Source organism: Pseudomonas sp. PB103 (assembly GCF_009764635.1).
GTDB lineage: Bacteria > Pseudomonadota > Gammaproteobacteria > Pseudomonadales > Pseudomonadaceae > Aquipseudomonas.
Window position 1 is genome coordinate 29,188 of record NZ_RWIL01000013.1, and the last position, 25,314, is coordinate 54,501.

The 25,314-nt window shown below is 59.7% G+C and carries 21 protein-coding genes and 4 tRNA genes; 19 read left to right on the forward strand and 6 right to left on the reverse strand.

The window, feature by feature from the left end; all coding sequences use genetic code 11:
* Positions 1-10: 10 nt before the first annotated feature.
* The 4 genes from ileS (at position 11) to ispH (ending at position 4,963) form a co-directional block, all read left to right on the forward strand.
* Entirely contained in the window at positions 11-2,842 is a 2,832-nt protein-coding gene (ileS, locus tag EJA70_RS02535) for an isoleucine--tRNA ligase (RefSeq protein WP_158829384.1), read from the forward strand.
* Positions 2,835-3,347 carry a signal peptidase II gene (gene lspA / locus EJA70_RS02540; protein ID WP_053123968.1) on the forward strand — a complete coding sequence of 171 codons (513 nt, stop codon included), beginning with the start codon at positions 2,835-2,837 and terminating at the stop codon, positions 3,345-3,347. Before ileS ends, lspA begins: the two co-directional genes overlap by 8 nt.
* A gap of 7 nt (positions 3,348-3,354) precedes the next feature.
* The gene (gene fkpB, locus EJA70_RS02545) at positions 3,355-3,792 is read left to right on the forward strand and encodes an FKBP-type peptidyl-prolyl cis-trans isomerase (protein ID WP_174245140.1); all 438 of its coding nucleotides are present in this window, start codon (positions 3,355-3,357) and stop codon (positions 3,790-3,792) included.
* Positions 3,793-4,018: 226 nt separating this feature from the next.
* Complete coding sequence (gene ispH, locus EJA70_RS02550; RefSeq protein WP_008078538.1) at positions 4,019-4,963, forward strand: 4-hydroxy-3-methylbut-2-enyl diphosphate reductase; 945 nt, start codon at positions 4,019-4,021, stop codon at positions 4,961-4,963.
* On the opposite strand, the gene EJA70_RS02555 is transcribed toward ispH, so the two are convergent.
* Positions 4,935-5,489, reverse strand: coding sequence for a GspH/FimT family protein (locus EJA70_RS02555; RefSeq protein ID WP_158829386.1), 555 nt, complete (start codon positions 5,487-5,489; stop codon positions 4,935-4,937). The genes ispH and EJA70_RS02555 overlap by 29 nt on opposite strands.
* Before the next feature lie 130 nt (positions 5,490-5,619).
* Here EJA70_RS02555 and EJA70_RS02560 point away from each other — a divergent pair, with 130 nt between their 5' ends.
* Genes EJA70_RS02560 through thiO form a run of 7 tightly spaced genes read left to right on the forward strand, consistent with a single transcriptional unit; the run spans position 5,620 to position 12,378 of the window.
* Positions 5,620-6,090, forward strand: coding sequence for a GspH/FimT family pseudopilin (locus tag EJA70_RS02560; protein WP_158829388.1), 471 nt, complete (start codon positions 5,620-5,622; stop codon positions 6,088-6,090).
* A complete protein-coding gene (pilV, locus tag EJA70_RS02565; RefSeq protein WP_008078534.1) occupies positions 6,087-6,536 on the forward strand; it encodes a type IV pilus modification protein PilV in 450 nt (149 codons plus the stop codon). Before EJA70_RS02560 ends, pilV begins: the two co-directional genes overlap by 4 nt.
* Positions 6,533-7,246 (forward strand): PilW family protein, encoded by a 714-nt coding sequence (locus EJA70_RS02570; RefSeq protein WP_158829390.1) that lies wholly within the window; start codon positions 6,533-6,535, stop codon positions 7,244-7,246. The genes pilV and EJA70_RS02570 overlap by 4 nt, the downstream gene beginning before the upstream one ends.
* 10 nt (positions 7,247-7,256) lie before the next feature.
* The gene (locus EJA70_RS02575) at positions 7,257-7,733 is read left to right on the forward strand and encodes a PilX N-terminal domain-containing pilus assembly protein (protein ID WP_158829392.1); all 477 of its coding nucleotides are present in this window, start codon (positions 7,257-7,259) and stop codon (positions 7,731-7,733) included.
* Positions 7,720-10,803, forward strand: coding sequence for a pilus assembly protein (locus EJA70_RS02580; protein ID WP_158829394.1), 3,084 nt, complete (start codon positions 7,720-7,722; stop codon positions 10,801-10,803). The genes EJA70_RS02575 and EJA70_RS02580 overlap by 14 nt, the downstream gene beginning before the upstream one ends.
* Positions 10,804-10,818: 15 nt before the next feature.
* Complete coding sequence (locus EJA70_RS02585) at positions 10,819-11,220, forward strand: type IV pilin protein (protein ID WP_158829396.1); 402 nt, start codon at positions 10,819-10,821, stop codon at positions 11,218-11,220.
* Between the two features lie 57 nt (positions 11,221-11,277).
* Positions 11,278-12,378, forward strand: coding sequence for a glycine oxidase ThiO (gene thiO / locus EJA70_RS02590; protein WP_158829398.1), 1,101 nt, complete (start codon positions 11,278-11,280; stop codon positions 12,376-12,378).
* A 90-nt stretch (positions 12,379-12,468) separates the two neighbouring features.
* On the opposite strand, the gene EJA70_RS02595 is transcribed toward thiO, so the two are convergent.
* The 4 genes from EJA70_RS02595 to EJA70_RS02610 all read right to left on the reverse strand — a co-directional run bounded on the left by EJA70_RS02595 (position 12,469) and on the right by EJA70_RS02610 (position 16,776).
* Positions 12,469-13,815: a sigma-54 dependent transcriptional regulator gene (locus EJA70_RS02595; protein ID WP_158829400.1), complete on the reverse strand. Its 1,347-nt coding sequence runs from the start codon at positions 13,813-13,815 to the stop codon at positions 12,469-12,471.
* Positions 13,812-15,401, reverse strand: coding sequence for a PAS domain-containing sensor histidine kinase (locus EJA70_RS02600; protein WP_158829418.1), 1,590 nt, complete (start codon positions 15,399-15,401; stop codon positions 13,812-13,814). Before EJA70_RS02600 ends, EJA70_RS02595 begins: the two co-directional genes overlap by 4 nt.
* Positions 15,391-15,633, reverse strand: coding sequence for a PP0621 family protein (locus EJA70_RS02605; RefSeq protein WP_158829402.1), 243 nt, complete (start codon positions 15,631-15,633; stop codon positions 15,391-15,393). The genes EJA70_RS02600 and EJA70_RS02605 overlap by 11 nt, the downstream gene beginning before the upstream one ends.
* Positions 15,634-15,759: 126 nt before the next feature.
* Positions 15,760-16,776, reverse strand: coding sequence for an outer membrane protein assembly factor BamD (locus tag EJA70_RS02610; RefSeq protein ID WP_008078517.1), 1,017 nt, complete (start codon positions 16,774-16,776; stop codon positions 15,760-15,762).
* A 151-nt stretch (positions 16,777-16,927) separates the two neighbouring features.
* Here EJA70_RS02610 and rluD point away from each other — a divergent pair, with 151 nt between their 5' ends.
* From rluD to EJA70_RS02650, 8 genes are all read left to right on the forward strand, one after another.
* Positions 16,928-17,890 (forward strand): 23S rRNA pseudouridine(1911/1915/1917) synthase RluD, encoded by a 963-nt coding sequence (gene rluD / locus EJA70_RS02615; RefSeq protein WP_008078515.1) that lies wholly within the window; start codon positions 16,928-16,930, stop codon positions 17,888-17,890.
* Complete coding sequence (gene pgeF / locus EJA70_RS02620; protein ID WP_158829404.1) at positions 17,887-18,609, forward strand: peptidoglycan editing factor PgeF; 723 nt, start codon at positions 17,887-17,889, stop codon at positions 18,607-18,609. The genes rluD and pgeF overlap by 4 nt, the downstream gene beginning before the upstream one ends.
* Positions 18,610-18,738: 129 nt before the next feature.
* Positions 18,739-21,303, forward strand: a complete 2,565-nt coding sequence (gene clpB, locus EJA70_RS02625; RefSeq protein ID WP_007909871.1) for an ATP-dependent chaperone ClpB — start codon at positions 18,739-18,741, stop codon at positions 21,301-21,303.
* Positions 21,304-21,600: 297 nt separating this feature from the next.
* Positions 21,601-21,676: transfer RNA gene (locus EJA70_RS02630), tRNA-Asn, on the forward strand.
* Positions 21,677-21,685: 9 nt separating this feature from the next.
* Positions 21,686-21,762, forward strand: a tRNA-Pro gene (locus tag EJA70_RS02635).
* Positions 21,763-21,767: 5 nt separating this feature from the next.
* Positions 21,768-21,843, forward strand: a tRNA-Lys gene (locus EJA70_RS02640).
* 97 nt (positions 21,844-21,940) lie between these two features.
* Positions 21,941-22,017, forward strand: a tRNA-Pro gene (locus EJA70_RS02645).
* 165 nt (positions 22,018-22,182) lie between these two features.
* Positions 22,183-23,808 carry a methyl-accepting chemotaxis protein gene (locus EJA70_RS02650; protein ID WP_158829406.1) on the forward strand — a complete coding sequence of 542 codons (1,626 nt, stop codon included), beginning with the start codon at positions 22,183-22,185 and terminating at the stop codon, positions 23,806-23,808.
* A 180-nt stretch (positions 23,809-23,988) separates the two neighbouring features.
* Here the strand turns inward: EJA70_RS02650 and EJA70_RS02655 are convergent, their stop codons facing one another.
* A complete protein-coding gene (locus tag EJA70_RS02655) occupies positions 23,989-25,287 on the reverse strand; it encodes an NAD(P)/FAD-dependent oxidoreductase (protein WP_016986237.1) in 1,299 nt (432 codons plus the stop codon).
* Between the last annotated feature and the right edge of the window lie 27 nt (positions 25,288-25,314).

A 25,314-nucleotide genomic window follows, 5' to 3' on the forward strand; every position in this document is an offset into this window, starting at 1 on the left:
AGAGCCTTAAATGACCGACTATAAAGCCACGCTTAACCTTCCGGACACCGCCTTCCCAATGAAGGCCGGCCTGCCACAGCGCGAACCGCAGATCCTGCAGCGCTGGGACAGTATTGGCCTGTACGGAAAGTTGCGCGAGATTGGCAAGGATCGTCCGAAGTTCGTTCTGCATGACGGCCCTCCGTATGCCAACGGCACGATCCACATCGGTCACGCACTGAACAAGATTCTCAAGGACATGATCATCCGCTCGAAGACCCTGTCGGGCTTCGACGCGCCGTATGTTCCGGGTTGGGACTGCCATGGCCTGCCGATCGAGCACAAGGTTGAAGTGACCCACGGCAAGAACCTGGGCGCGGACAAGACCCGCGAACTGTGCCGTGCCTACGCCACCGAGCAGATCGAAGGGCAGAAGTCCGAATTCATCCGTCTCGGCGTGCTGGGCGATTGGGCCAACCCGTACAAGACCATGGATTTCAAGAACGAGGCCGGTGAAATCCGCGCCCTCGCTGAAATCGTCAAGGGCGGTTTCGTGTTCAAGGGCCTCAAACCAGTGAACTGGTGCTTCGACTGCGGTTCTGCCCTGGCTGAAGCGGAAGTCGAGTACGAGAACAAGAAATCCTCGACCATCGACGTCGCCTTCCCGATCGCCGACGAAGCCAAACTGGCTGCCGCGTTCGGTCTGCCGTCGCTGAGCAAGCCGGCGTCGATCGTGATCTGGACCACCACCCCGTGGACCATCCCGGCCAACCAGGCTTTGAACGTTCACCCGGAATTCAACTACGCGCTGGTTGATGTCGGCGACAAGTTGCTGGTGCTGGCTGAAGAGCTGGTCGAAGCCTGCCTGGCTCGTTACAGCCTGGAAGGTTCGGTCATTGCGACCACCACCGGTAAAGAGCTGGAACTGATCAACTTCCGTCACCCGTTCTACGACCGTCTGTCGCCGGTATACCTGGCTGACTACGTTGAACTGGGCGCTGGTACCGGCGTGGTTCACTCCGCTCCGGCCTACGGCGTGGACGACTTCGTGACCTGCAAGAAATACGGCATGGTCAACGACGACATCCTCAATCCAGTACAAAGCAACGGCGTTTACGTGCCGTCGCTGGAATTCTTCGGCGGCCAGTTCATCTGGAAGGCCAACCCGGCCATCGTCGACAAGCTGACCGAAGTCGGTGCGCTGATGCACACCACCGTCATCGAACACAGCTACATGCATTGCTGGCGCCACAAGACTCCGTTGATCTACCGCGCGACCGCGCAGTGGTTCATCGGCATGGACAAAGAGCCAACCAGCGGCGACACCCTGCGTGTGCGCTCGCTCAAAGCCATCGAAAACACCAAGTTCGTCCCGGCTTGGGGCCAGGCGCGTCTGCACTCGATGATCGCCAACCGTCCGGACTGGTGCATCTCGCGTCAGCGCAACTGGGGCGTGCCGATCCCGTTTTTCCTGAACAAGGAAAGCGGCGAACTGCACCCGCGCACCGTTGAGCTGATGGAAGAAGTCGCCAAACGCGTTGAAGTCGAAGGCATCGAAGCCTGGTTCAAGATGGACGCTGCCGAGTTGCTCGGCGACGAAGCGCCACTGTACGACAAGATCAGCGACACCCTCGACGTCTGGTTCGATTCGGGCACCACGCACTGGCACGTCCTGCGCGGTTCGCACCCGATGGGTCACGAGAGCGGCCCGCGCGCCGATCTGTACCTGGAAGGTTCTGACCAACACCGTGGCTGGTTCCACTCGTCGCTGCTGACCGGTTGCGCCATCGACAACCACGCGCCGTACCGCGAACTGCTGACGCACGGTTTCACCGTCGACGAAGCCGGCCGCAAGATGTCCAAATCGCTGGGCAACGTAATCGCGCCACAGAAAGTCAACGACACCCTCGGCGCCGACATCATGCGTCTGTGGGTCGCGTCGACCGACTACTCGGGGGAAATGGCGGTTTCCGACCAGATCCTGCAACGCAGTGCGGACGCCTATCGTCGTATCCGTAACACCGCGCGCTTCCTGCTCTCGAACCTGAGCGGTTTCAACCCGGCCACCGACATCTTGCCGGCTGAAGAAATGCTCGCGCTGGATCGTTGGGCGGTCGACCGCACCTTGCTGCTGCAGCGCGAGCTGCAAGAGCACTACGGCGAATACCGTTTCTGGAACGTCTACTCGAAGATCCACAACTTCTGCGTGCAGGAGCTGGGCGGTTTCTACCTCGACATCATCAAGGACCGTCAGTACACCACTGGCGCCAATAGCAAGGCCCGCCGTTCGGCGCAAACCGCGCTGTTCCATATCTCCGAAGCGCTGGTGCGCTGGATCGCGCCGATCCTCGCCTTCACCGCCGACGAACTGTGGGAATACCTGCCGGGCGAGCGTAACGAGTCGGTGATGCTCAACACCTGGTACGAAGGTCTGACCGAACTGCCGGCCGACGTTGAACTGGGTCGCGACTACTGGGAGCGCGTAATGGCGGTCAAAGTAGCGGTGAACAAGGAAATGGAAATCCAGCGCGCGGCGAAAGCCGTCGGTGGCAACCTGCAAGCCGAAGTGACGCTGTACGCCGAAGACGCGCTGAGCGCCGACCTGGCCAAGCTGAGCAACGAACTACGCTTCGTCTTGATCACCTCGACCGCCAGCGTTGCGCCTTTTGTTCAGGCACCTGCGGATGCGGTAACCACTGAAGTCAGCGGCCTGAAGCTGAAGATCGTCAAATCGGCCTTCCCGAAGTGCGCCCGTTGCTGGCACTGCCGCGAAGACGTTGGCGTGAACCCGGAGCATCCGGAAATCTGCGGTCGTTGCGTCGACAACATCAGCGGCGCTGGCGAGGTTCGTCACTATGCCTAATGCCGTTGGCCGTTTCGGACGGTTGAGCTGGCTCTGGTTGAGCTTGCTGGTTCTGGTCATTGACCAGGCCAGCAAGTTCTACTTCGAAGGCAAGCTCGAAATGTTCCAGCAGATTGTGATCATTCCCGATTACTTCAGCTGGACCCTGGCCTACAACACTGGCGCTGCGTTCAGCTTCCTGGCTGACAGCTCCGGCTGGCAGCGCTGGTTGTTTGCCCTGATCGCGATTGTGGTCAGTGCCGTGCTGGTGGTCTGGCTCAAGCGTCTGGGTCGCAACGAAACCTGGCTGGCCGTCGCTTTGGCGCTGGTGCTGGGCGGCGCGCTGGGTAATCTGTATGACCGCATTGCCCTCGGCCATGTGATCGATTTCATTCTGGTGCACTGGCAGAACCGCTGGTACTTCCCGGCGTTCAACTTTGCTGACAGCGCGATTACTGTTGGCGCGGTGATGCTGGCACTGGACATGTTCAAAACCAAGAAAACCGAAGAGGCCGTTCATGACTGAACAGGTATTGGCTGAGCAACGCATCGGCCAGAACACGGAAGTCACTTTGCACTTTGCATTGCGCCTGGAGAACGGCGACACCGTCGACAGCACGTTCGACAAAGCCCCGGCGACCTTCAAGGTCGGCGACGGCAACCTGCTGCCGGGTTTCGAAGCGGCGCTGTTCGGCTTCAAGGCCGGCGACAAGCGCACGCTGACCGTCGAGCCGGAAAACGCCTTCGGCCAGCCGAACCCGCAGAACGTGCAGATCATCCCGCGTTCGCAGTTCGTCGACATGGAGCTGTCACCGGGTTTGCTGGTGATCTTCAACGATGCGGCCAATACTGAGCTGCCGGGCGTGGTGAAAGAGTTCGACGACACGCAGGTGACCATCGACTTCAACCACCCGCTGGCGGGCAAGACGCTGACCTTTGACGTCGAGATCATCAACGTCAAAGCGCTGTAAGTAACACCGCTAAAACCATTGTGGGAGCGGGCTTTTGTGGTGAGGGGATTTATCCCCGATGGGGGCAAAGCCCCCCAAATCCTGACGGCGCGGTTCCAGTTAAGGCGCGTTGACTGGATTGGGGGCGCTTCGCACCCCATCGGGGATAAATCCCCTCGCCACGAAGCTTTGCTCCTACAAGGGCTGTATTGATCTAATTTCTTGCGCGCAAGACACGAGGCACAGCATGCAAATCAAACTCGCCAACCCCCGTGGCTTCTGCGCCGGCGTGGACCGGGCGATCGAAATCGTCAACCGCGCCCTGGAAGTTTTCGGGCCGCCGATCTACGTGCGTCATGAAGTGGTGCACAACAAGTTCGTCGTTGAAGACCTGCGCAGTCGCGGGGCAATCTTCGTCGAAGAATTGGATCAGGTGCCGGACGACGTTATCGTCATTTTCAGTGCCCACGGTGTCTCCCAGGCCGTGCGGACTGAAGCAGCTGGCCGTGGCCTGAAAGTCTTCGATGCCACCTGCCCGCTAGTGACCAAGGTGCACATCGAAGTGGCGAAATACAGCCGCGACGGTCGTGAATGCATTCTCATCGGCCACGCCGGTCACCCGGAAGTCGAAGGCACCATGGGCCAGTACGACGCCAGCAATGGCGGCGCGATCTACCTCGTCGAAGACGAGAAAGACGTCGCCGAGTTGCAGGTGCATAACCCGGACAAACTCGCCTTTGTTACTCAGACCACACTGTCGATGGACGACACCAGTCGCGTCATCGATGCGCTGCGTTCGCGTTTCCCGGCTATCGGTGGGCCACGCAAGGACGACATCTGCTACGCCACGCAAAACCGTCAGGACGCGGTCAAGCAATTGGCTGACGAATGCGACGTGGTGTTGGTGGTCGGCAGCCCGAACAGCTCCAACTCCAACCGTCTGCGTGAACTCGCCGAACGCATGGCCACGCCGGCCTACCTGATCGATGGTGCCGAAGATCTGCAAAAGAGCTGGTTCGACGGTGTCGAGCGGATCGGCATCACTGCCGGCGCTTCCGCGCCGGAAGTATTGGTGCGCGGCGTGATTCAGCAACTGCAGGCCTGGGGCGCAACCGGTGCCGATGAGCTGTCTGGGCGCGAAGAGAACATTACGTTCTCGATGCCTAAAGAGCTGCGCGTCCGTTCGATCTGAGGTTTTTCCCCAGCTCGCACAGCGCCTGTCCAGCTTCCTGGCTGGCCAGGCGCACGCGACCGCTCGCAGCCAGCACCACCTGGCGCTGGCTGACCGGCTCACGGGCCGAGCAAATATGTAAAGTCCCTGCCTGAAATGTCCGTCCGGGCATCAGCGGTTGCCCCAGGCTGCTGAACCTGATGTAACGACTGACCGACCAATTGCCGACAATCGGCACCTTCGCCTCACTCGCACGCTCCACCAGCAGCGGGTTGTTGGCGTCTTCCGGCCCTTTGCCGCTGACGTCCAGAATGATCCGCCAGCCCTGACCCCAGTCGCCGTTGATCCCGTGAATCACCACGCTTTGATTGCGCGTGATGGCCAGCGTGCGCGCACTGCGAATACCGTCGAGCAGCCCCTGTGCGGCTTGATCGCGATGGTTCGATTCGCGCAGCGCAGCAAACGTCGGACTGACCAGCAGCAGAACAATCGCGCCAATCGCCAGTCCCATAAGCAGTTCAATCAGGCTGAACCCCTGTTGCGGCATGAAATCTCCCTCCGTGGAGCGTGATGAACGGCGCAATCCGTGCGCCGGGCAAAGCAAATCAACCGACGCCGGCCGGTTGAATGTTCTAGTTTGTAGAAGCAGGTATAGCCGAGGGCAACGGAGGGCACCGATGGATCTTCGTACAAAAGGTTTCACGCTGATCGAGTTGATGGTCGCGCTCGCCGTGTTTCTGATCCTGATCACCCTGGCCGTGCCGACGTTCACGCGTTCGATACAGAGCAGCAAGGCCGATACCGAAATGGGTGACCTGCAACGGGCAATCAATTTCGCTCGTCTGGAGGCGATCGACCGTGGCACCACTATCCGGCTGCGACCCACTGCCGGCGGCAGCGCATGGACCGGCGAGTTGTCGGTCTACGACAGTACTGGCACTCCGGCGAATGTATTGCGGGTTGTTCCGGCGATGAGCAGCGGCGCCAGTCTGGCGCTGACCTTGGGAGTGACCGCGCTGGATTTCAACAGCCTCGGTGGGCTGTCGGCCGCGACGGCGGTGGTGATCACTTACACGCTGGGTACGCAAAGCAGGACGCTGAACGTGTGTTTGAACGGACGAATTCAATTGGGTGGAATGTGCGGATGAGGGCAGGGAGTGGCAGGGCACAGGAGGGCATGACACTGATCGAAGTTCTGGTGGCGTTGCTGATTCTTACGGTCGGGCTGCTGGGCGCGGCGGCGGTGCAACTGAATGCGCTGAAGTACACCGACAGCTCACGGATGACCAGCCAGGCTAGTTTCATCGCCTACGACATGATGGACCGCATTCGCGCCAACTCAGGCGCCGACTATACCGTCACGCCACCGACTTCGGGCAACCTCAGCGTCGCCCGCGATCAGGACCTCTACGACTTCACCAGCAACATCGTCGGTTTCGGCGGCCCGACTGCCACTGGCAGCATTACCCTCAATCAGCGCGTTTACACCATCACCATTACCTGGAGCGATGCGCGAGCGGCCAACACCGCCAGCGCCCAACGCAGCTTTGTCCTCAGTAGCCGCGCGGCGGTTGATCCGGTGGCCACGCCATGAAGCGTTGTAACCGGGGATTTGGCCTGATCGAATTGTTGATCGCACTGGCGCTTGGGCTGATTGTGGTGCTGGCCGTCGTGCAGATTTTCATTGCCGCCAAAAACACTTACGTCAGTCAGAACAGCGCCGCCGCGATGCAGGAAGACGCGCGTTTCGTGTTGAGCAAGATGATTCAGGAAATCCGTATGGTCGGCATGTTCGGCTGTCTCGGCACGATTACCGATTCCAGTTCGGCAGGGGACTTCAATGCCTCCCAGCTCACGCCGATCAGTTGGGACAACGCCAATCTCAAACTGACCCTGGTCACCGCCGATATCGGCAGCAGCGGCGGTACACCGACCTGGACGGTGGTCTCCGATTGCCGCAACAACGCAACCGCCTATACCGGACTGCGCGCGGCGGCGAGCGGGCAGATTGCCTTTCCGATTCGCCGCTTGATCTACAGCTACAGCAACAACCAGATTCTCATGGGCACCGGCAGCGGCTCGCCCACGCAGCAGGTGCTGGTCAACAATGTCAGTGCTTTCAGTGTGATGTTCGGCCTCGCCAGTTCCGCAACGGATGTGGCGGCATCGACCTACAGTGCCAACCCCAGCGATCCGGCGCGCATTCGCAGCGTCCGCCTGAGCCTGACCCTCACCGACCCGAACAATCGGGTGGCCAATCAAACCTTCAATGTGGTTGCCGCTTTGCGCAACCGCTTGCAGTGAGGGCGGGCCGATGAGGACTCCACTCCATCACCGGGCGCAGCACGGCATGGCGTTGTTGGTGTGTCTGGTGTTTCTGTTGTTGCTGACCCTGATCGGTCTGTCGTCGATGCAAAGCGCCAACATGCAGGAAAAAATGGCCGGCAGCGTCAGCCTGCGCAACCAGTCGTTCCAGACCGCCGAGGCGGCGTTGCGGGTCGGTGAAAGCGCTGTGCAACTCGACGGTTATTCGCTGGCGGTGTGCAGCGGCACCACGCAATGTGCGCCGCCGGCAGAGTCTTCGTTGATCAGTGCTGCGGGGTTCAATTCAACCTCGGGCGTGACCTGGATCGCTACCGCCAATGGCTTCTACGGTGTACAGAACATCGGCACCACGCTGACCGCCGTCAACGTGCCGAGCAACACCTCGGCGACGCTGTATCGGGTAACCGCTGTCGGCATCGCCGGCACTTCGCGTAGTGTTGTGGAGAGTGTCTATGCGAAGTATTGAGCACTGCCGGGCGCTGCTGATCGGCCTGCTGGCGTGCCTCTATCTGGCGGCGCCGGCGTATGCGTTCACACCGTCCGACTCGCCCTTGTTGAGTGCGGCCGCAGTGGCACCGAACGTGATGCTGCTGATCGACGACTCGGGGAGTATGAACAGCATCATTTATGCGGCAGGGTTCGATCCGGCCGTCGACCGCACCCCGGCCCGGCAATGCAACGCGCTGCTCGGGTTGTGCCTGAGTTCGTCGACGATCACCGGCGATTCGATATTTCTCTCCAGCCTGCCGACATCAGGGTGTTCCGGCGGTGCCTATGCTTTCTACAACAACAGCCTCGCGCCGCTGTGTCTGAAACTGCCGGACCCGGTCGGCAGCGGTAACACGCGTTATTCAGGCGATTACATTGCCTACGTCGTCAGCCTGGCCATCAACAATGGCACCCGCGATTTCACCACCGGGGCGATCCCCAATGATTATCGAATTAACGTCGCGCGCAACGTGTCGACAGCGCTGGTCACCAGCAACCGCACCTTGCGCATCGGTCTGTCGACGTTCAATCCGGTCACCAGCAACAACTCCGGTAATGGCGGCTACATTGCTCGCGCGATCAGCGATCTGGCGCCCGTCTCCGGCAGCGTCACTCAGGCGCAGGCTGATACCAACTACAACGCACTGATCTCATCGATCAACGGCTTGAGCGCCGTGGCCAATACGCCGTTGGCGGAAACCTATTACGAAATCAGCCGCTACATGCGCGGCATGGCGCCGTACTACAACAGCACGCCCGCGACCTATACCAGCCCGATTCAGTATCGCTGCCAGAAAAACTACGGCGTAGTGATCACCGACGGCTTGCCGACGTTCGACCGCACTTTCCCGAGCAACGATCCGCTGGGTGGCAGTCGCTTGCCGAACTGGGACGGCGTCAACAATGACGGCAACAACCTCAACGGTGACAACGAGGGCGATACTCTTTACCTGGACGACATCGCCAAGTTTGCCTTCGACATCGACATGCGTTCGACCGGTACCGATGCCGCCGGCAAGAGCTGGAACGCAGTGGATTTTCCCAAGCAGAACATGAACACCTACACCGTCGGGTTCACCGCCGCCAACGACATGCTTTCCGACGCCGCCAGCTACGGGCAGGGCAAGTACTACCAGGCGACCGACAGCACCGGGCTCAATGCCGCATTGTCTTCGGCATTGAGCGACATCACCTCCAAGGCCGGCTCTGGCGGCAGCGGCGTGACCAGCGGCACGACCCTGGCCAGCGGCACCAGTTACTTTCAGACCATTTACGATCCCAAGGACTGGCGCGGCACGATTAAATCCTTCGGTTTTACGGCGGCGGGTGCGGTGAATACCTCGGCGGCGCTCTGGACGACGGACACCACCATAGTGCCCGGCGCCACGGCACCGACTTATCAATCGTGGAACACCACCAGTAACGCCGCAGTCACCTTGGCCTACGGCAACTTTTCGGCTGCGCAGCAGACCACGCTGAGCCAAGGCTTGCCCACAGGCATCAGCGGGATTGATCTGGTGGAGTGGAGCAAAGGCACCAACAAGGCTGGGCTCAAGGTGCGCAGCGTATTGCTCGGCGACATCATCAATTCGCCACTGGTGCTGGCGTCGCCCACGGACAAGACCGCTTCCGACCTGTCCGGCGACAGCACGTACAGCGCTTACCTGACCACCAAAGCGGCAAACATGAATGCAAGCCTGGTGGTGAATGCCAATGACGGTTTCGTCAACGTGATCAACGCGGCCAACGGCACCCGGCGTTATGCCTACATGCCTTCCAGTGTGTTGCCGTCGTTGCGGTTGATCGCCGATCCGACCTATATCAACGGCGTCAGCCACAAGTTTCTCGTCGACGGTCAGGTCGGCGTGTTTGATGCCCAGCTCAACAGCGCCTGGAAAACCCTGGCCATCGGCGGTACTGGCGCCGGCGGCAAGTCCTTCTACGCGCTGCAACTGTTCGACGCTTCGGCAGGCAACGTATTGCGAGCGCTCTGGGAAGTCAGCGCACCGGCCACTGCCAGCACGGCGAACGCTTTCAATGATCTGGGTTATGCCTATGCGCGCCCGGAAGTGGCACGCTTGTCGGACGGTCGCTGGGCGGCGTTCATTGCCAATGGCTACGGCAGCAACTCCGGAGTCGCGGCGTTATACGTACTGGATGTGCGCGACGGTTCGCTGATCAGGAAAATCGTCATCGACAGCACGGAAACCACCAATGGCCTGTCGTCAGTGAAGCTCAAGGTCAATTCGCAGAATGTGGTGCAGGCCGCTTATGGTGGCGATTTGAAGGGGCGTCTGTGGAAGTTTGACCTCAGTGCCACATCGACGGACAGTTGGGGCGTGGCGTTTTCCGGTAAACCCTTGTTCACCACGGCGGGCGGCGCGACTCAGCCGATCACTGCACAACCGTTGTTGGCGGACAACTCACTCGGCGGCAAGCAGATCTTCATCGGCACTGGCAAATTCAACGAAACGGCGGACAAGACCAACAAAGATCTGCAGGCATTTTATTCAGTGTGGGACGCCGACGGCGGCACGGGGCAGCTCACCGTCAGCAGTTTGCAGGCGCAGGCGGTCACCGGGGTGTTTTCTGGCAGCTCCGGACAGTTCATCACCACCACGCAAAATGACACGACGTACCCGGCAGAAAAGGGCTGGTATCTGCCACTGGTGTATAACAACGCGCTGACTGGCGAGCGGGTGATCAATCAGGCCAGCCTGGTACTCGGCCGGATCGTTTTCACCACGGCGAGCGTCGACACCACCGATCCGTGTTCCAGCTTCGGCACCGGCAAACTGGTCGAACTCGATGCGTTCAGCGGTAAGATGCTCAACTACGCGGTGCTCGATACCAACGCCGATGGCGTGGTCGACAGCAACGATACGATTTCCAGCGGCGTGGTGTTTACCGGTGGCATTCCGACCCTGAATGCGATCGTCAACGGCGCCACGCGCAAGATTGTCAACGATTCCAGCGGTGGCATTACCACGCTGGTGGAGAAACCCGGCGGCGGCAGCCGTCGTATCATGTGGCGACAAATACAGTAAGCGAGAGTTTGAGGCATGCGCAGATCCAACCGAGGTTTTACCCTGATCGAAATCATGATCGTCGTTGCGATCATCGGCATCGTGATCACCATCGGCTATCCGAGCCTCACCGAGTACGTGAAAAAGGGTCGCCGTGCCGAAGTGGTATCGATGCTCTCGGAGCAGGCACAAACCCTCGAACGGTTTTACACCAAGAACAATGTCTACACCGGCATCACTGGGCTCAGCACAGGGAGCGATTTTTACACCATCACCCCGACGATCACTGACCAGACCTATCTGCTGACGGCCACGCGCAAAGCCGGCTCGGCCATGGCCACCGACAAGTGCGGGGATTTCACCCTGACCAATACCGGTGTCCGAAGCATGAACAACGCGACCACCGGGCTGACCACCAAGGATTGCTGGGGCCGCTGAGGCGCTTTCTTTCGGGCGCCTTTTGCGCCCACTGTCTTTTTTACGGTTGGATCAAACATGACCAGGCAACAGCAAGTGGTGATTGTCGGTGGCGGGGTGATTGGCCTGCTGACCGCCTACAATCTCGCCTCCAAAGTGCGCAGCGTGGTGCTGCTCGATCGTTCGAATCTCGGCCAGGAATCGTCCTGGGCGGGTGGCGGTATCGTTTCGCCGTTGTACCCGTGGCGGTATAGCCCGGCGGTTACCGCGCTGGCGCACTGGTCGCAGGATTTTTATCCACAGCTCGGCGCGCGCCTGTTTGCCGACACTGGGGTTGATCCAGAAGTGCACACCACTGGCTTGTACTGGCTGGACCTAGACGATGAAGCCGAGGCGCTGGCCTGGGCCGAGCGGGAAAACCGTCCGCTGCGGGCTGTGGATATCTCGGCGGCGCACGATGCGGTACCGGTACTCGGTGGCGGATTCTCGCGGGCGATCTACATGGCCGATGTGGCCAATGTACGCAATCCACGCTTGGTGAAATCGTTGAAGGCAGCACTGCAGGCATTGCCGAACGTGACCATTCACGAACAGTGCGAAGTCAGCGGGTTTGTCCGCGAGGGTGCGCGGGTGGTCGGCGTGAAGACGTCCACGGGCGTGATCGAGGGCGATCAGGTGGTGCTGACGGCGGGGGCGTGGAGCGGTGATTTGCTCAAGACACTGGATCTGACGCTGCCGGTCGAACCGGTCAAAGGCCAGATGATTCTCTACAAATGTGCAGCGGACTTTTTGCCGAGCATGGTATTGGCCAAGGGACGTTATGCTATTCCGCGCCGCGACGGGCATATCCTGATCGGCAGTACGCTGGAGCACGAAGGCTACGACAAGACGCCGACCGAGGTGGCGCTGGAAAGTCTCAAGGCTTCAGCGGTCGAGTTGTTGCCAGCGTTGGCGGATGCCGAGGTGGTTGGGCATTGGGCGGGGTTGCGTCCGGGCTCTCCCGAGGGGATTCCGTACATTGGCCGGGTGCCGGGGTTTGATGGCTTGTGGTTGAATTGCGGGCATTACCGCAATGGATTGGTGCTGGCGCCGGCGTCGTGCCAGTTGTTTGCCGATGTGATGCTGGGCAGGGCGCCGATTATTGATCCGGCGCCGTATGAGCCTGAGGGCCGGATCTAAAGAAAGATCAAAAGATCGCAGCCTTCGGCAGCTCCTACATTGGAATGCGTTTCCTGTAGGAGCTGCCGAAGGCTGCGATCTTTTCGCGATCTAATCCAAGCCTAACTTCTTCAGCCGATAACGCATCGACCTGAACGAAAGACTCAACCGCTGCGCGGCCGCCGTACGATTCCAGCGGGTTTCTTCCAGCGCCTGCAGAATCAGTTTGCGTTCGACGTTCTCCAGATAATCTTCCAGGTTATCGATCTGCGTCAGATCGGCAATGCCGCCTTCCGCCGCGCAATTGCCCTCGCTCAAGCGCAAATCCTCTGCCTCGATCGTGCGGTTTTCACACAGGGTATGTGCCCGCTCAAGCACGTTCTCCAGCTCGCGCACATTCCCGGGAAAGCGATAATTCTTCAACGCTTCCAGCGCCTGTGGATGCAATCGCGCGGCCGCTTGGCCGCTGTCCTTGGCCAAACGCTTGAGCATATGCGCCGCCAGCACTTCGATGTCATCACGGCGCTCACGCAACGACGGCACGCGCAGTTCGATCACGTTCAAGCGGTAATAGAGATCCTGGCGAAAACGCTCGGCCGCCACTTCGGCGTCGAGATCCTTGTGCGTCGCGCAAAGAATCCGCACATCGACCACGCTTTCCTGCTGCCCACCGACACTGCGCACGGCTTTTTCCTGGATCGCGCGCAGCAGTTTCACCTGCATCGACAGCGGCAAGTCCGCCACTTCATCGAGAAACAACGTGCCGCCGTTCGCGGCCTGGAATAGCCCCGGTTTGTCTTCGACCGCGCCAGTGAAACTGCCTTTGCGGTGGCCGAAGAATTCGCTTTCCATCAGCTCCGAGGGAATCGCCCCGCAGTTCACCGGTACGAACGGTTGGCTGGCACGTGGGCCTTGTTCGTGGATCAATCGCGCGACCAACTCTTTGCCGCTGCCGGATTCACCGCTGATGTACACCGGCGCTTGGCTGCGGGCGAGTTTGTCGATCTGTTTGCGCAGGTTACGCATCGGCTGTGAATCGCCCAGCAGCCGTCGATCAATCGAGGTGCAAACCCCGCCCACGGCCGGCATGCGCAGGGCAGCGCCGACCAGTTCGCGCAGGCGCGTGAGGTCCACCGGTTTGGTAAGGAAGTCGAACGCCCCGGCCTTGAGTGCGTTGATCGCCGTTTCCAGGCTGCCGTACGCGGTGATCATCGCCACGGGCAATTGTGGATAACGCTGCTGAATGTGCTGCACCAATTCCAGCCCCGTGCCGTCGGGCAGACGCATGTCGGTCAGGCACAGATCGAATGACTCACGGCGCAACAGTGCTTGAGCCTCCGCCAGATTGCGGGCGCTGTAGGTGTCGAGTTTCATCCGGCCCAAGGTGATTTCCAGGAGTTCGCGGATATCGGGCTCGTCGTCGACGATAAGGATTTTTTGCCGTGGGCTCGTGTTCAACTTTGTTTCCGTCCGTGAGCAAAGGTGATGCGAAAGCAGCCGCCGCCTTGGCGTGGTTTGAAGTCTAGGCGCGCTTGGTTGCTTTCGCACAGCTCACGGGACAGATAAAGCCCAAGGCCGGTGCCCTGGCTGCTAGTAGTGAAGAACGGTTCGAACAGATGGGCCTGTTCTGCGGCAGGTACGCCGGGACCGTTGTCCTGCACTTCAAGCACCGCCAACTGGCTGTCGGTGTCGACGAACAGGGACAACCAGACCTCAGCCTGATCGTGCAGCAGGGCGCTGTGGCGCCAGCCGTTGCGCAACAGATTGTCGAGAATTTGCGTGAGCTGGTTGGGGTCCATCAGCGTGGCGAATTCACCCGAGTTGATCCGCAGATGGATCTGCTGGCGCTCGGTGGCCTGTTCGCGGCTTTCGACGACGAAGTTTTCCAGCCACGGCTTGAGATCCAGCCGTTGCGGTGCACTTTGCTGACGGCGGGACAGTTGCAGGACGTTTTCGATGACTCGATTCATGCGCTGGGAGTGATCTTGAATGATCTGCGTCAGACGCCGATCGGCGCCATCGAGTTCCTCGGATTCACCCAATAGCTGCGCGGCATGACTGATAGCGCCCAGTGGATTGCGAATTTCATGGGAGATGCCGGCAGTCAGGCGCCCGAGCGCGGCAAGCTTCAATTGCTGGGCTTGCTGGGCGACTTGCGCGAGGTCTTCGAGGAACACCAGGGTTTGCTGGTTCGGGCTCTGTTCCAGAGCAATGAAGTTCGGTTGCAGTTCGAGGCCGTTACCGGGGATCTTCAGGCTTTGCGGGCGTAGGGTCGGGTTGTTCATCCACAGTTGCAGGCGATCGACCAGCGCCGGTGCGTAGTCGTCGATCAAGTGGCCCTGAAGGTGCGTTTGCGCGAGCAAGGTCTGGGCGCTGTGGTTGGCCAGTTGCACCCGTCGTTCTGCGTCGAGCACCAGAATGCCGGTGCGCATGCGTTGCAGGATCAGTGCGTTCAGTGCTTCCAGGCCGACCACCTCGCTGGCGCGCTGCTCGGCCAGTGTTTCGCTGACTTCGAGGCGACGGATCAGCCCTTGCACCAGCAGCGATGCGGCAAAACACAAGGCGCCGAGCGTGCCGGCCTGCAAGTAATCGTTGGCACTCAACGGGTGGCTGAAACCCAGCAGAAAGCTTGAACCGACAATGCCGAGGGCGCCAATGGCGGCGATCAGCAAGCCAATGCGTCGGCGCAGCAGGGTGTTGCTGATCGCGACCGAAACGATCAGCAGGTTGCCAATCGCGCTGGCGACACCGCCGGCGGCGTAGAACAGGCCGCACAGCAGCAAGACATCAACCAGCGCCAGGCTGAACAGCTGCGCCGGGCGCCGGGTGTTCTCGAGAAACACCACCAGCAAAATGTTCAGCACCAGGTACAGCCAACTGCCGCTGCGCAGCAAGTCGTCGTCGATCGACGTCAGCAGGCGGTTATCCATGTTGCTGGAGATCAGCAACACCAGGGTGATGCCGACGCTTAAACGGTAGAGATGATAAAGGCGCAGCAGCCGCTGCGCCTGTTTGCTGTCGGCGTGAGTGGCCTCAGCGATCACTGGCACCCGGGCCTTGCTCGAGGTGAGCCTGGCTGCAATACCACTGTTGTTGAACGCCGAGTGCGCGATCGCGCGGCAGATGCACGCCGCAGTGGGCGCAGCGCACCATCGGCGATGCGTCCTGCTCGCGAGGGGCACGATTGGCTTGAGAGGGCGCGGCAGGTGCCTTGAATTTACGCCACAGCCAAATGGCGGCGAAGATCACGGCAATCCAGAACAATAAACGAAGCATGATGAGCGGCTTTTCGACTGATGATCCGGCAGTTTAGCCAAGGACCCGAGCAGCGCACAGCGGATTAAAGCGCGGAAATGAAAAAGGGAGATCCGCAGATCTCCCTTTTCTGTACTGCCGGTGTAATCAGTCGAATACGCCGAAGGTCATGTAGCTGAACCACGAACGGTCAGTGTCGCTCGACTCAGGCTCAGGCTCTTCGATCACGTCGCCGTTTTCGTCTTTAGGCTTGAGCTCGTTCGGGATCGCGTCTTTCGCGTCCTGGAACTGCTTCTGCACGTCCTGGTTGGCGCGGGTCTCGCCTGGTGGCAGCGGTGGACGCGACTCGATCAGACCGAGGGTTGCCTTGCTCAGGAACGAACGGTTGTCGGCTTCGGCAACCCGTGGCACGAACTGACCGTCTTGCAGGTTCGGGTGATTCGGGTAGTTGAGTTTCAGGGTTTCCAGACTTGTGTTGGCCAGCTCGTCCAGGTGCAGACGCTGGTAAGCCTCAGTCATTACCGCCAGGCCGTCACCGACCGATGGGGTTTCCTGGAAGTTTTCCACTACATAGCGGCCACGGTTGGCAGCGGCAACATACGCCTGACGGGTCAGGTAGTAGTCGGCCACGTGGATTTCGTAGGCTGCCAGCAGGTTGCGCAGGTAGATCATGCGCTGCTTGGCGTCCGGCGCGTAGCGGCTGTTCGGGTAGCGGCTGGTCAGCTGGGCGAACTCGTTGTACGAGTCGCGCGCGGCGCCCGGGTCACGCTTGGTCATGTCCAGCGGCAGGAAGCGCGCCAGCAGGCCAACGTCCTGGTCGAAAGAAGTCAGACCTTTCAAGTAGTACGCGTAATCCACGTTCGGGTGCTGCGGATGCAAACGAATGAAACGCTCGGCGGCGGATTTTGCAGCTTCCGGCTCGGCGTTCTTATAGTTGGCGTAGATCAGCTCCAGCTGTGCCTGATCGGCGTAGCGACCGAACGGATAACGCGACTCCAGAGCCTTCAGCTTGGCTGTGGCGCTGGTGTAGCTGTTGTTGTCCAGGTCAGTCTGAGCCTGCTGATACAGCTCGGCTTCGCTGAGGTTTTCGTCTACGACTTCCTTCGATGAGCAAGCAGCGGTCAATGCGAGGATGGCGATCAGCAGCAGGTGTTTCACTTGCATGGCGGCTTGCGTCCCTATGACGGCCGCTGTCTTGGGCGGGGCCGTCCTGTTATGATGAGCGCCCCGTTGAAAAGCCTCGGGGCAAAAGACGCCGTATTTAACCACAAGCGCGCAGCCGAAACCAAAAGCTGTGCCGACGCACAGTCAGAGCATGTCCGATAAAATTGAACTTCGCGCAGAGGTGCCGTCCGAATTGGGCGGCCAACGCCTCGATCAAGTCGCTGCCCAACTCTTCGCTGAGCACTCTCGCTCGCGCCTTTCCGCCTGGATCAAAGAAGGTCGCCTGACTGTGGACGGGGCGGTCATCCGCCCTCGCGACATCGTGCACGGCGGTGCCATCCTTGAGCTGACTGCCGAGCAGGAAGCCCAGGGCGAGTGGATCGCCCAGGACATCGAGCTCGACATCGTCTATGAAGACGACGACATTCTGGTGATCAACAAGCCCGCGGGCCTGGTGGTACACCCGGCTGCCGGTCATGCCGATGGCACTTTGCTCAATGCCTTGCTGCACCACGTGCCGGACATCATCAATGTTCCGCGCGCCGGCATCGTGCATCGCCTGGACAAGGACACCACCGGTCTGATGGTGGTGGCCAAGACCATTCAGGCGCAGACAAAGCTTGTTACTCAATTGCAGAGTCGCAGCGTCAGCCGCATCTATGAGTGCATCGTGATTGGTGTGGTCACCGCCGGTGGCAAGATCAACGCCCCGATCGGTCGTCACGGCCAGCAGCGCCAGCGCATGGCGGTGATGGAAGGCGGCAAGCCTGCCGTCAGCCACTACCGCGTGCTGGAGCGTTTCCGTTCGCACACCCACGTACGGGTGAAGCTGGAAACCGGTCGTACTCACCAGATTCGCGTACACATGTCGCACATCAACTTCCCGTTGGTCGGCGATCCGGCGTACGGCGGTCGTTTCCGCATTCCGCCAGCCGCTAACCCGACCATGGTTGAATCGCTCAAGCATTTCCCGCGTCAGGCCCTGCATGCGCGCTTCCTTGAACTGGATCATCCGACGACCGGTATACGCATGAGCTGGGAATCGCCGCTGCCAGAAGATTTCGTCTGGCTGCTGACCCTGCTCAAGCAGGATCGCGAGGCCTTCATCGGATGAACTGGCTGACGCCGGACTGGCCCGCGCCGGCCAGCGTCAAAGCCTGCGTCACCACCCGCGAGGGCGGTGTCAGCGAGGCGCCGTTCGACAGCCTCAATCTGGGCGATCATGTCGATGATCGTCCTGAAGCTGTTGCCGAGAACCGTCGGCGTCTGACCGATCATTTCTCTATACAGCCTGCCTGGTTGCAGCAAGTGCACGGGATTGCCGTGGCGCATGCTGATCCGGGCACTGTTGCGACCGCCGACGCCAGTTGGACGGCAACGCCCGGTATTGCCTGTGCGGCGATGACGGCGGATTGTTTGCCAGCATTGTTCTGCGATCGTGCCGGCACCCGTGTCGCGGCGGCCCATGCCGGTTGGCGTGGTCTGGCGGCGGGTGTACTTGAAGCGACGCTCGACAGCCTTGATGTGCCGCCCAAAGACGTTCTGGTCTGGCTCGGCCCGGCCATCGGCCCGCAAGCCTTTGAGGTTGGCGCGGAAGTGCGCGAAGTCTTCATTAACCAATTGCCCGCAGCGGCAGACGCCTTTGTACCGAGCCCCAATGCCGGCAAGTTCATGGCTGATATCTATAAGCTGGCGCGCCTGCGTCTGGCTGAACGCGGTGTCACTGCTGTTTATGGTGGCGGTTTCTGCACCGTGACCGATCCGCGCTTCTTCTCCTATCGCCGTGCCTCGCGCACCGGTCGCTTCGCCTCCCTCATCTGGCTCACCCGCTAGACTGTCTGATCTGCATCAACTGCCTGACGCTTGAATCTTGCAGAATCGACCGCATCTATAGCGGTATCTGGCAGGTTTCTTTATTCAGGATGGTTTTTAGGTCCGGCCTGCTCAAAAGGAAGGTGACTTATGCGAATAGACCGTTTAACCAGCAAATTACAGTTGGCCTTGTCCGACGCGCAGTCGTTGGCAGTCGGCCACGATCATCCGGCGATTGAGCCGGCGCACTTGATGCAAGCCATGCTTGAACAGCAGGGTGGTTCGATCAAACCTCTGCTGATGCAGGTGGGCTTCGACGTCAACAGCTTGCGCAAAGAGCTGACCAAAGAGCTCGACCAATTACCGAAAATCCAGAACCCGACCGGCGACGTCAACATGTCGCAGGATCTGGCGCGCCTGCTCAATCAGGCCGATCGCCTGGCCCAGCAGAAGGGCGACCAGTTCATCTCCAGCGAACTGGTGCTGCTCGCGGCAATGGACGAGAACAGCAAGCTCGGCAAGTTGCTGCTCGGCCAGGGCGTGAGCAAGAAAGCCCTGGAAAACGCGATCAACAACCTGCGTGGCGGCGAAGCGGTGAATGACGCCAACCACGAAGAGTCGCGTCAGGCGCTGGATAAATACACCGTCGACCTGACCAAGCGTGCCGAAGACGGCAAGCTTGACCCGGTGATCGGCCGTGACGACGAAATCCGTCGCACCATTCAGGTTCTGCAACGGCGCACCAAGAACAACCCGGTGCTGATCGGCGAACCTGGCGTGGGTAAAACCGCGATCGCCGAAGGTCTGGCGCAGCGCATCATCAACGGCGAAGTGCCGGACGGCCTCAAAGGCAAACGTCTGCTCTCGCTGGACATGGGCGCGCTGATTGCCGGTGCCAAGTATCGCGGTGAGTTCGAAGAGCGCCTGAAATCGCTGCTCAACGAGCTGTCGAAGCAGGAAGGGCAGATCATTCTGTTCATCGACGAATTGCACACCATGGTCGGTGCCGGTAAGGGCGAAGGCTCGATGGACGCCGGCAACATGCTCAAGCCTGCACTGGCGCGCGGCGAGTTGCACTGCGTTGGCGCGACCACGCTCAACGAGTACCGCCAATATATAGAGAAGGACGCTGCGCTCGAGCGACGCTTCCAGAAAGTCCTGGTGGATGAGCCGAGCGAAGAAGACACCATCGCCATCCTGCGTGGCCTCAAAGAGCGTTACGAGGTTCACCACAAGGTAGCGATCACCGACGGCGCGATCATTGCGGCGGCGAAGCTCAGCCATCGCTACATCACTGACCGGCAGCTGCCGGACAAGGCCATCGACCTGATCGACGAGGCCGCCAGCCGCATCCGCATGGAAATCGACTCCAAGCCGGAAGTGCTCGATCGTCTGGAGCGTCGCCTGATTCAGTTGAAGGTGGAATCGCAGGCGCTGAAGAAAGAAAGCGATGAAGCGGCGATGAAACGTCTGGAGAAACTCCAGGAAGAAATCGTCCGTCTCGAACGCGAGTATTCCGATCTGGAAGAAATCTGGAACTCGGAAAAAGCCGAGGTGCAGGGTTCTGCGCAGATTCAGCAGAAGATTGAACAGTCGCGTCAGGAACTGGAAGCGGCACGCCGTAAAGGCGACCTGAACCGCATGGCCGAGTTGCAGTACGGGGTGATCCCGGATCTGGAGCGCAGCCTGCAAATGGTCGATCAGCACGGCAAGAGCGAAAACCAGTTGCTGCGCAGCAAGGTGACTGAGGAAGAGATCGCTGAGGTCGTGTCGAAGTGGACCGGCATCCCCGTGTCAAAAATGCTCGAAGGCGAGCGCGACAAGCTGATGAAGATGGAAAGCCTGTTGCACAAACGGGTGATCGGCCAGGAAGAAGCGGTGGTCGCCGTCGCTAACGCAGTACGGCGTTCGCGCGCCGGGTTGTCCGACCCGAATCGCCCAAGCGGCTCGTTCATGTTCCTCGGCCCGACCGGTGTTGGTAAAACCGAGCTGTGCAAGGCGCTGGCCGAATTCCTCTTTGATACTGAAGAGGCGATGGTGCGGATCGACATGTCCGAGTTCATGGAGAAACATTCCGTGGCTCGCTTGATCGGTGCGCCACCAGGATATGTCGGCTACGAAGAGGGCGGTTACCTGACCGAGGCTGTGCGTCGCAAGCCTTATTCGGTGATCCTGCTGGACGAAGTCGAGAAGGCGCACCCGGATGTGTTCAACATCTTGCTGCAAGTGCTTGAGGATGGTCGCCTGACCGACAGCCACGGCCGTACGGTGGACTTCCGCAACACGGTGATCGTGATGACTTCGAACCTGGGGTCGGTACAGATCCAGGAACTGGTCGGTGATCGTGAAGCGCAGCGTGCTGCGGTAATGGATGCACTGACGTCGCACTTCCGTCCGGAGTTCATCAACCGGGTCGATGAAGTGGTGATCTTCGAGCCGCTGGCGCGGGATCAGATCGCAGGCATTACCGAGATCCAGTTGGGTCGTCTGCGTACACGTCTGGCCGAGCGTGAGCTGAAGCTGGAACTGAGTCCAGAAGCGATGGACAAGCTGATCGCTGTCGGCTACGACCCGGTGTATGGCGCACGTCCTTTGAAGCGTGCGATTCAGCGCTGGATCGAAAACCCGCTGGCGCAATTGATCCTCTCGGGTCATTTCATGCCAGGCGACACGGCAACGGGTGTGGTCGAGAACGACGAAATCGTTTTCAACTAAGCCCAAAGGCCAATGAAAATTGGCAGGCCCCACCTTGTGGGGCCTTTTTTTTCGTTAGGCTGTTGAACTCAAAGGAAAAGGCTTGTAAAGTGCGCCCCGCAGTCAGTCGCCAAGACGGTTTCAACTCACTGAGCTGAAATCTGAAATAAGTTGCAAATCATTAACTTGAAAGCAATTTAGGGGGTTGACAGAGGTGTTCTAGGTTGTAGAATAGCGCGCCTCAGACACACGAACGCAGCGATGCGAAAGAGTGACTGGAAGCAGTAAGTTTCACCGTTGTAAATTGAAATATGTAGTTCCGTGATAGCTCAGTCGGTAGAGCAAATGACTGTTAATCATTGGGTCCCAGGTTCGAGTCCTGGTCACGGAGCCAATTTCAAGCCGGGGTATAGCGCAGTCCGGTAGCGCGCCTGCTTTGGGAGCAGGATGTCAGGAGTTCGAATCCCCTTACCCCGACCATTTTTGGGTCGTTAGCTCAGTTGGTAGAGCAGTTGGCTTTTAACCAATTGGTCGTAGGTTCGAATCCCACACGACCCACCATTTTTGAAACCAGTTAACGCTGGGATCGAATCTTAAGATCAGAGGCCAAAAGCGCTGATCGAAGAAGGCGATCTTTGAAAGGTCGCCTTTTTTTTACCGGGGTATAGCGCAGTCCGGTAGCGCGCCTGCTTTGGGAGCAGGATGTCAGGAGTTCGAATCCCCTTACCCCGACCATATTAAAAATCCTCGTATCGAAAGATACGGGGATTTTTTTTTGTCCGACAAAAACTCATTTCCCCTTCAAGTCATCATACAACCTGCCGATAGCCCGCTAACGAGAGGGGACTGCCACTGCTTCGCCCCTTGAATCTGGCCAATACAAGAATAAGGGCGTTCGTCATGTTGCTTCGTCAGTTGAATATTGCTCCCCGGGCTGCCCTGGGATTCGCCCTGATTGCGGTGTTGGTTGCCTTGCTCGGCGTGTTTGCGCTGGGGCAGATGTCGAGTATTCGCGACAGTGAGGTCGCGGTAGAAAATCAGTGGCTGCCGAGCATTCGTGGCGGCGACGAAATTCGCGAGATCATGCTGCGCATCCGCACCATCTCGTTGCGCATGGCGTTGGATCAGGATCCGAACAATATCGCCACCTACCGCAGCCAGATGGATACTCGCGACAAGGAGCTGAGCGAGAAAATCGCCGCTTACGACGAACTGGTCACCACTCCGGAAGGCCAGCAGCTCTATGACCAATTCAAAACAACCTTTGCGGCTTATCGGACCGGTATCGCTCAGTCCTTCACCCTTGCCCAGCAGGGCAAGCGCGATGAGCTGACCAAGCTGTTGCTGGTCGACATGAAAACCGTCGTCGACGGTTCCGGCAAGCAACTCAATGACCTGGCGGATCTGTTCGCCAAACAGGTCGCCGCTGAAAGCCAGAAGTCTGCCGATCATTATCAGACGTCGCGCACCATCGTCAGTCTGTTCATCGCACTGGCGGCGTTGGCCACGGTGGCGCTGGCGATGTTGCTCACGCGCAGTATCGTCCGCCCGTTGAGCAGTGCAGTGAGCGCTGCTGAAAGCGTGGCCCAAGGCGACCTGACCCGGCCGATCGAAACCCATGGCAACGATGAAGTCAGCCGTTTGCTCAAGGCCCTGGCGACCATGCAGCAGAATTTGCGCGACACACTGCAAGGCATCAGCGGTTCGGCCACGCAACTGGCCACTGCAGCTGACGAGCTCAGTGCCGTGACCCTCGACAGCACGCAGGGCCTGCAACAGCAGAACAATGAAATCGAACAGGCGGCCACCGCCGTCAACGAGATGACCACAGCCGTGGAAGAGGTGGCGCGCAATGCCGTGTCCACGTCCGATGCCACGCGGCAGTCCAGCGAATCGGCGCATTTGGGGCAGGAACGCGTCAACGAAACCGCCAGCGCGATCAGCGCACTGAGCAACGATGTGCGACACACCGGCGCATTGGTGCAATCACTGGCCAATCAGTCGCAGGACATTGGCAAAGTGCTTGATGTGATCCGGGCGATCGCCGAGCAGACCAACCTGCTGGCGCTCAATGCGGCGATTGAAGCGGCGCGAGCGGGGGAGAGTGGTAGAGGCTTTGCGGTGGTCGCCGATGAGGTGCGAGCGTTGGCTTATCGCACGCAGCAATCGACACAGGAGATCGAGCAGATGGTGCAGGGCATGCGCAGTGGTTCGAGCCTGGCGCTGGATTCGATGCAGGCCAGTGCCTCGCGTGCCGCCAGTACCTTGGTGCTCGCTGAACGTGCGGGAGAAGCGTTGTTGACCATCACGGCGTCGGTGCACGAGATTCACGAGCGCAATCTGGTGATCGCCAGTGCGGCGGAAGAACAGGCACAGGTCGCACGCGAAGTGGATCGCAATCTGGTGAACATACGTGATCTGTCAGTGCGTTCGGCGGCAGGCGCCGATCAGACCAGCGCATCGAGCCATGAACTGTCGCAACTGGCCAACGCGCTGCAAGGCATGGTGCGCCGCTTCCAGCTCTGATAAGTGGAGATCCATTGTAGGAGTGAGCCTGCTCGCGATAGCGGTGGTTTGGTCACTGAAGATGTGACTGACAGAACGCTATCGCGAGCAGGCTCACTCCTACATTTTTTGCAGTTGTCTGTGGATTTTGGGGTCAGCACAAAACAATGTGGGAGCAAGTCAGCTCCCACAGTTTTTTGTTTAGTGCAGCTTCAAACGCGGCTCAGTCCCGCGACCAATCTTGCTTCCCAGCATCAGCATCGCCGTGCGGAACGGCCCGTACAGCGCCATCTGGTGCATGCGGTACAGCGACACGTAAAACATCCGCGCCAGCCAGCCTTCGAGCATCACGCTGCCGGTCAGGTTGCCCATCAAGTTACCCACAGCCGAGAAACGCGACAGCGAGATCAACGAGCCGTAGTCGGTGTACTTGTACTCCGGCAGGGTCTTGCCTTCGATGCGCAGCTTCAGCGACTTGGCCAGCAATGACGCCTGTTGGTGCGCCGCTTGTGCACGCGGCGGCACGTTGCGATCGGTGCCCGGTTGCGGGCAGGCCGCGCAGTCACCGAAGGCGAAGATGTTTTCATCGCGGGTGGTTTGCAGAGTCGGCAGCACTTGTAGCTGGTTGATGCGGTTGGTTTCCAGGCCATCGATGTCCTTGAGGAAGCCTGGTGCACGAATACCGGCGGCCCAGACTTTCAGGCTGGCCTTGATCTCGTTGCCGTCGGCAGTAATCAGGCTGTCCGCTGTCACTTCGCTGACCGAGGCGTTGGTCATCACATTGACCCCGAGTTTCTCCAGGGTCTTGTGTACCGGCCCGCTGATACGCTCCGGCAGGGCAGGCAGCACCCGTGGCCCGGCTTCGATCAGGGTGATGTGCATGTTTTCCGGTTTGATTCGATCCAGACCATACGCCGCCAGCTCATGCGCCGCGTTGTGCAGCTCTGCCGCCAGCTCAACGCCAGTGGCGCCCGCGCCGACGATCGCGACGCTGATCTGCTCAACCACATCGGTTTGCCCGGCGTGTGCCCGCAGATAGTGATTGAGCAGTTGCTGGTGGAAACGCTCGGCCTGTTTGCGGGTGTCGAGGAACAGGCAGTGCTGCGCCGCGCCCTGGGTGCCGAAATCGTTGGTGGTGCTGCCGACGCTGATCACCAGCGAGTCGTACTGCACTTCCCGCGCGGGCACCAGTTCGACGCCGTTTTCGTCATAGGTCGCGGCCAGCTGGATTTTTTTCTGTGCGCGATCAAGCCCGCTCATGCGCCCCAGCTGGAACTCGAAGTGGTTCCATTTTGCCTGGGCAACATAGTTGAGTTCGTCTTCGGAGGAGTTCAGCGAGCCGGCGGCCACTTCGTGCAGCAGCGGTTTCCAGATGTGCGTGAGGTTGGCGTCGACCAGCATCACGCTGGCGGTGCCGCGCTTGCCCAGGGTCTTACCCAGACGGGTAGCCAACTCCAGACCGCCGGCGCCGCCGCCGACAATAACAATACGATGAGACATAGGGATAACTCGCAAGGTTTTTAAAGG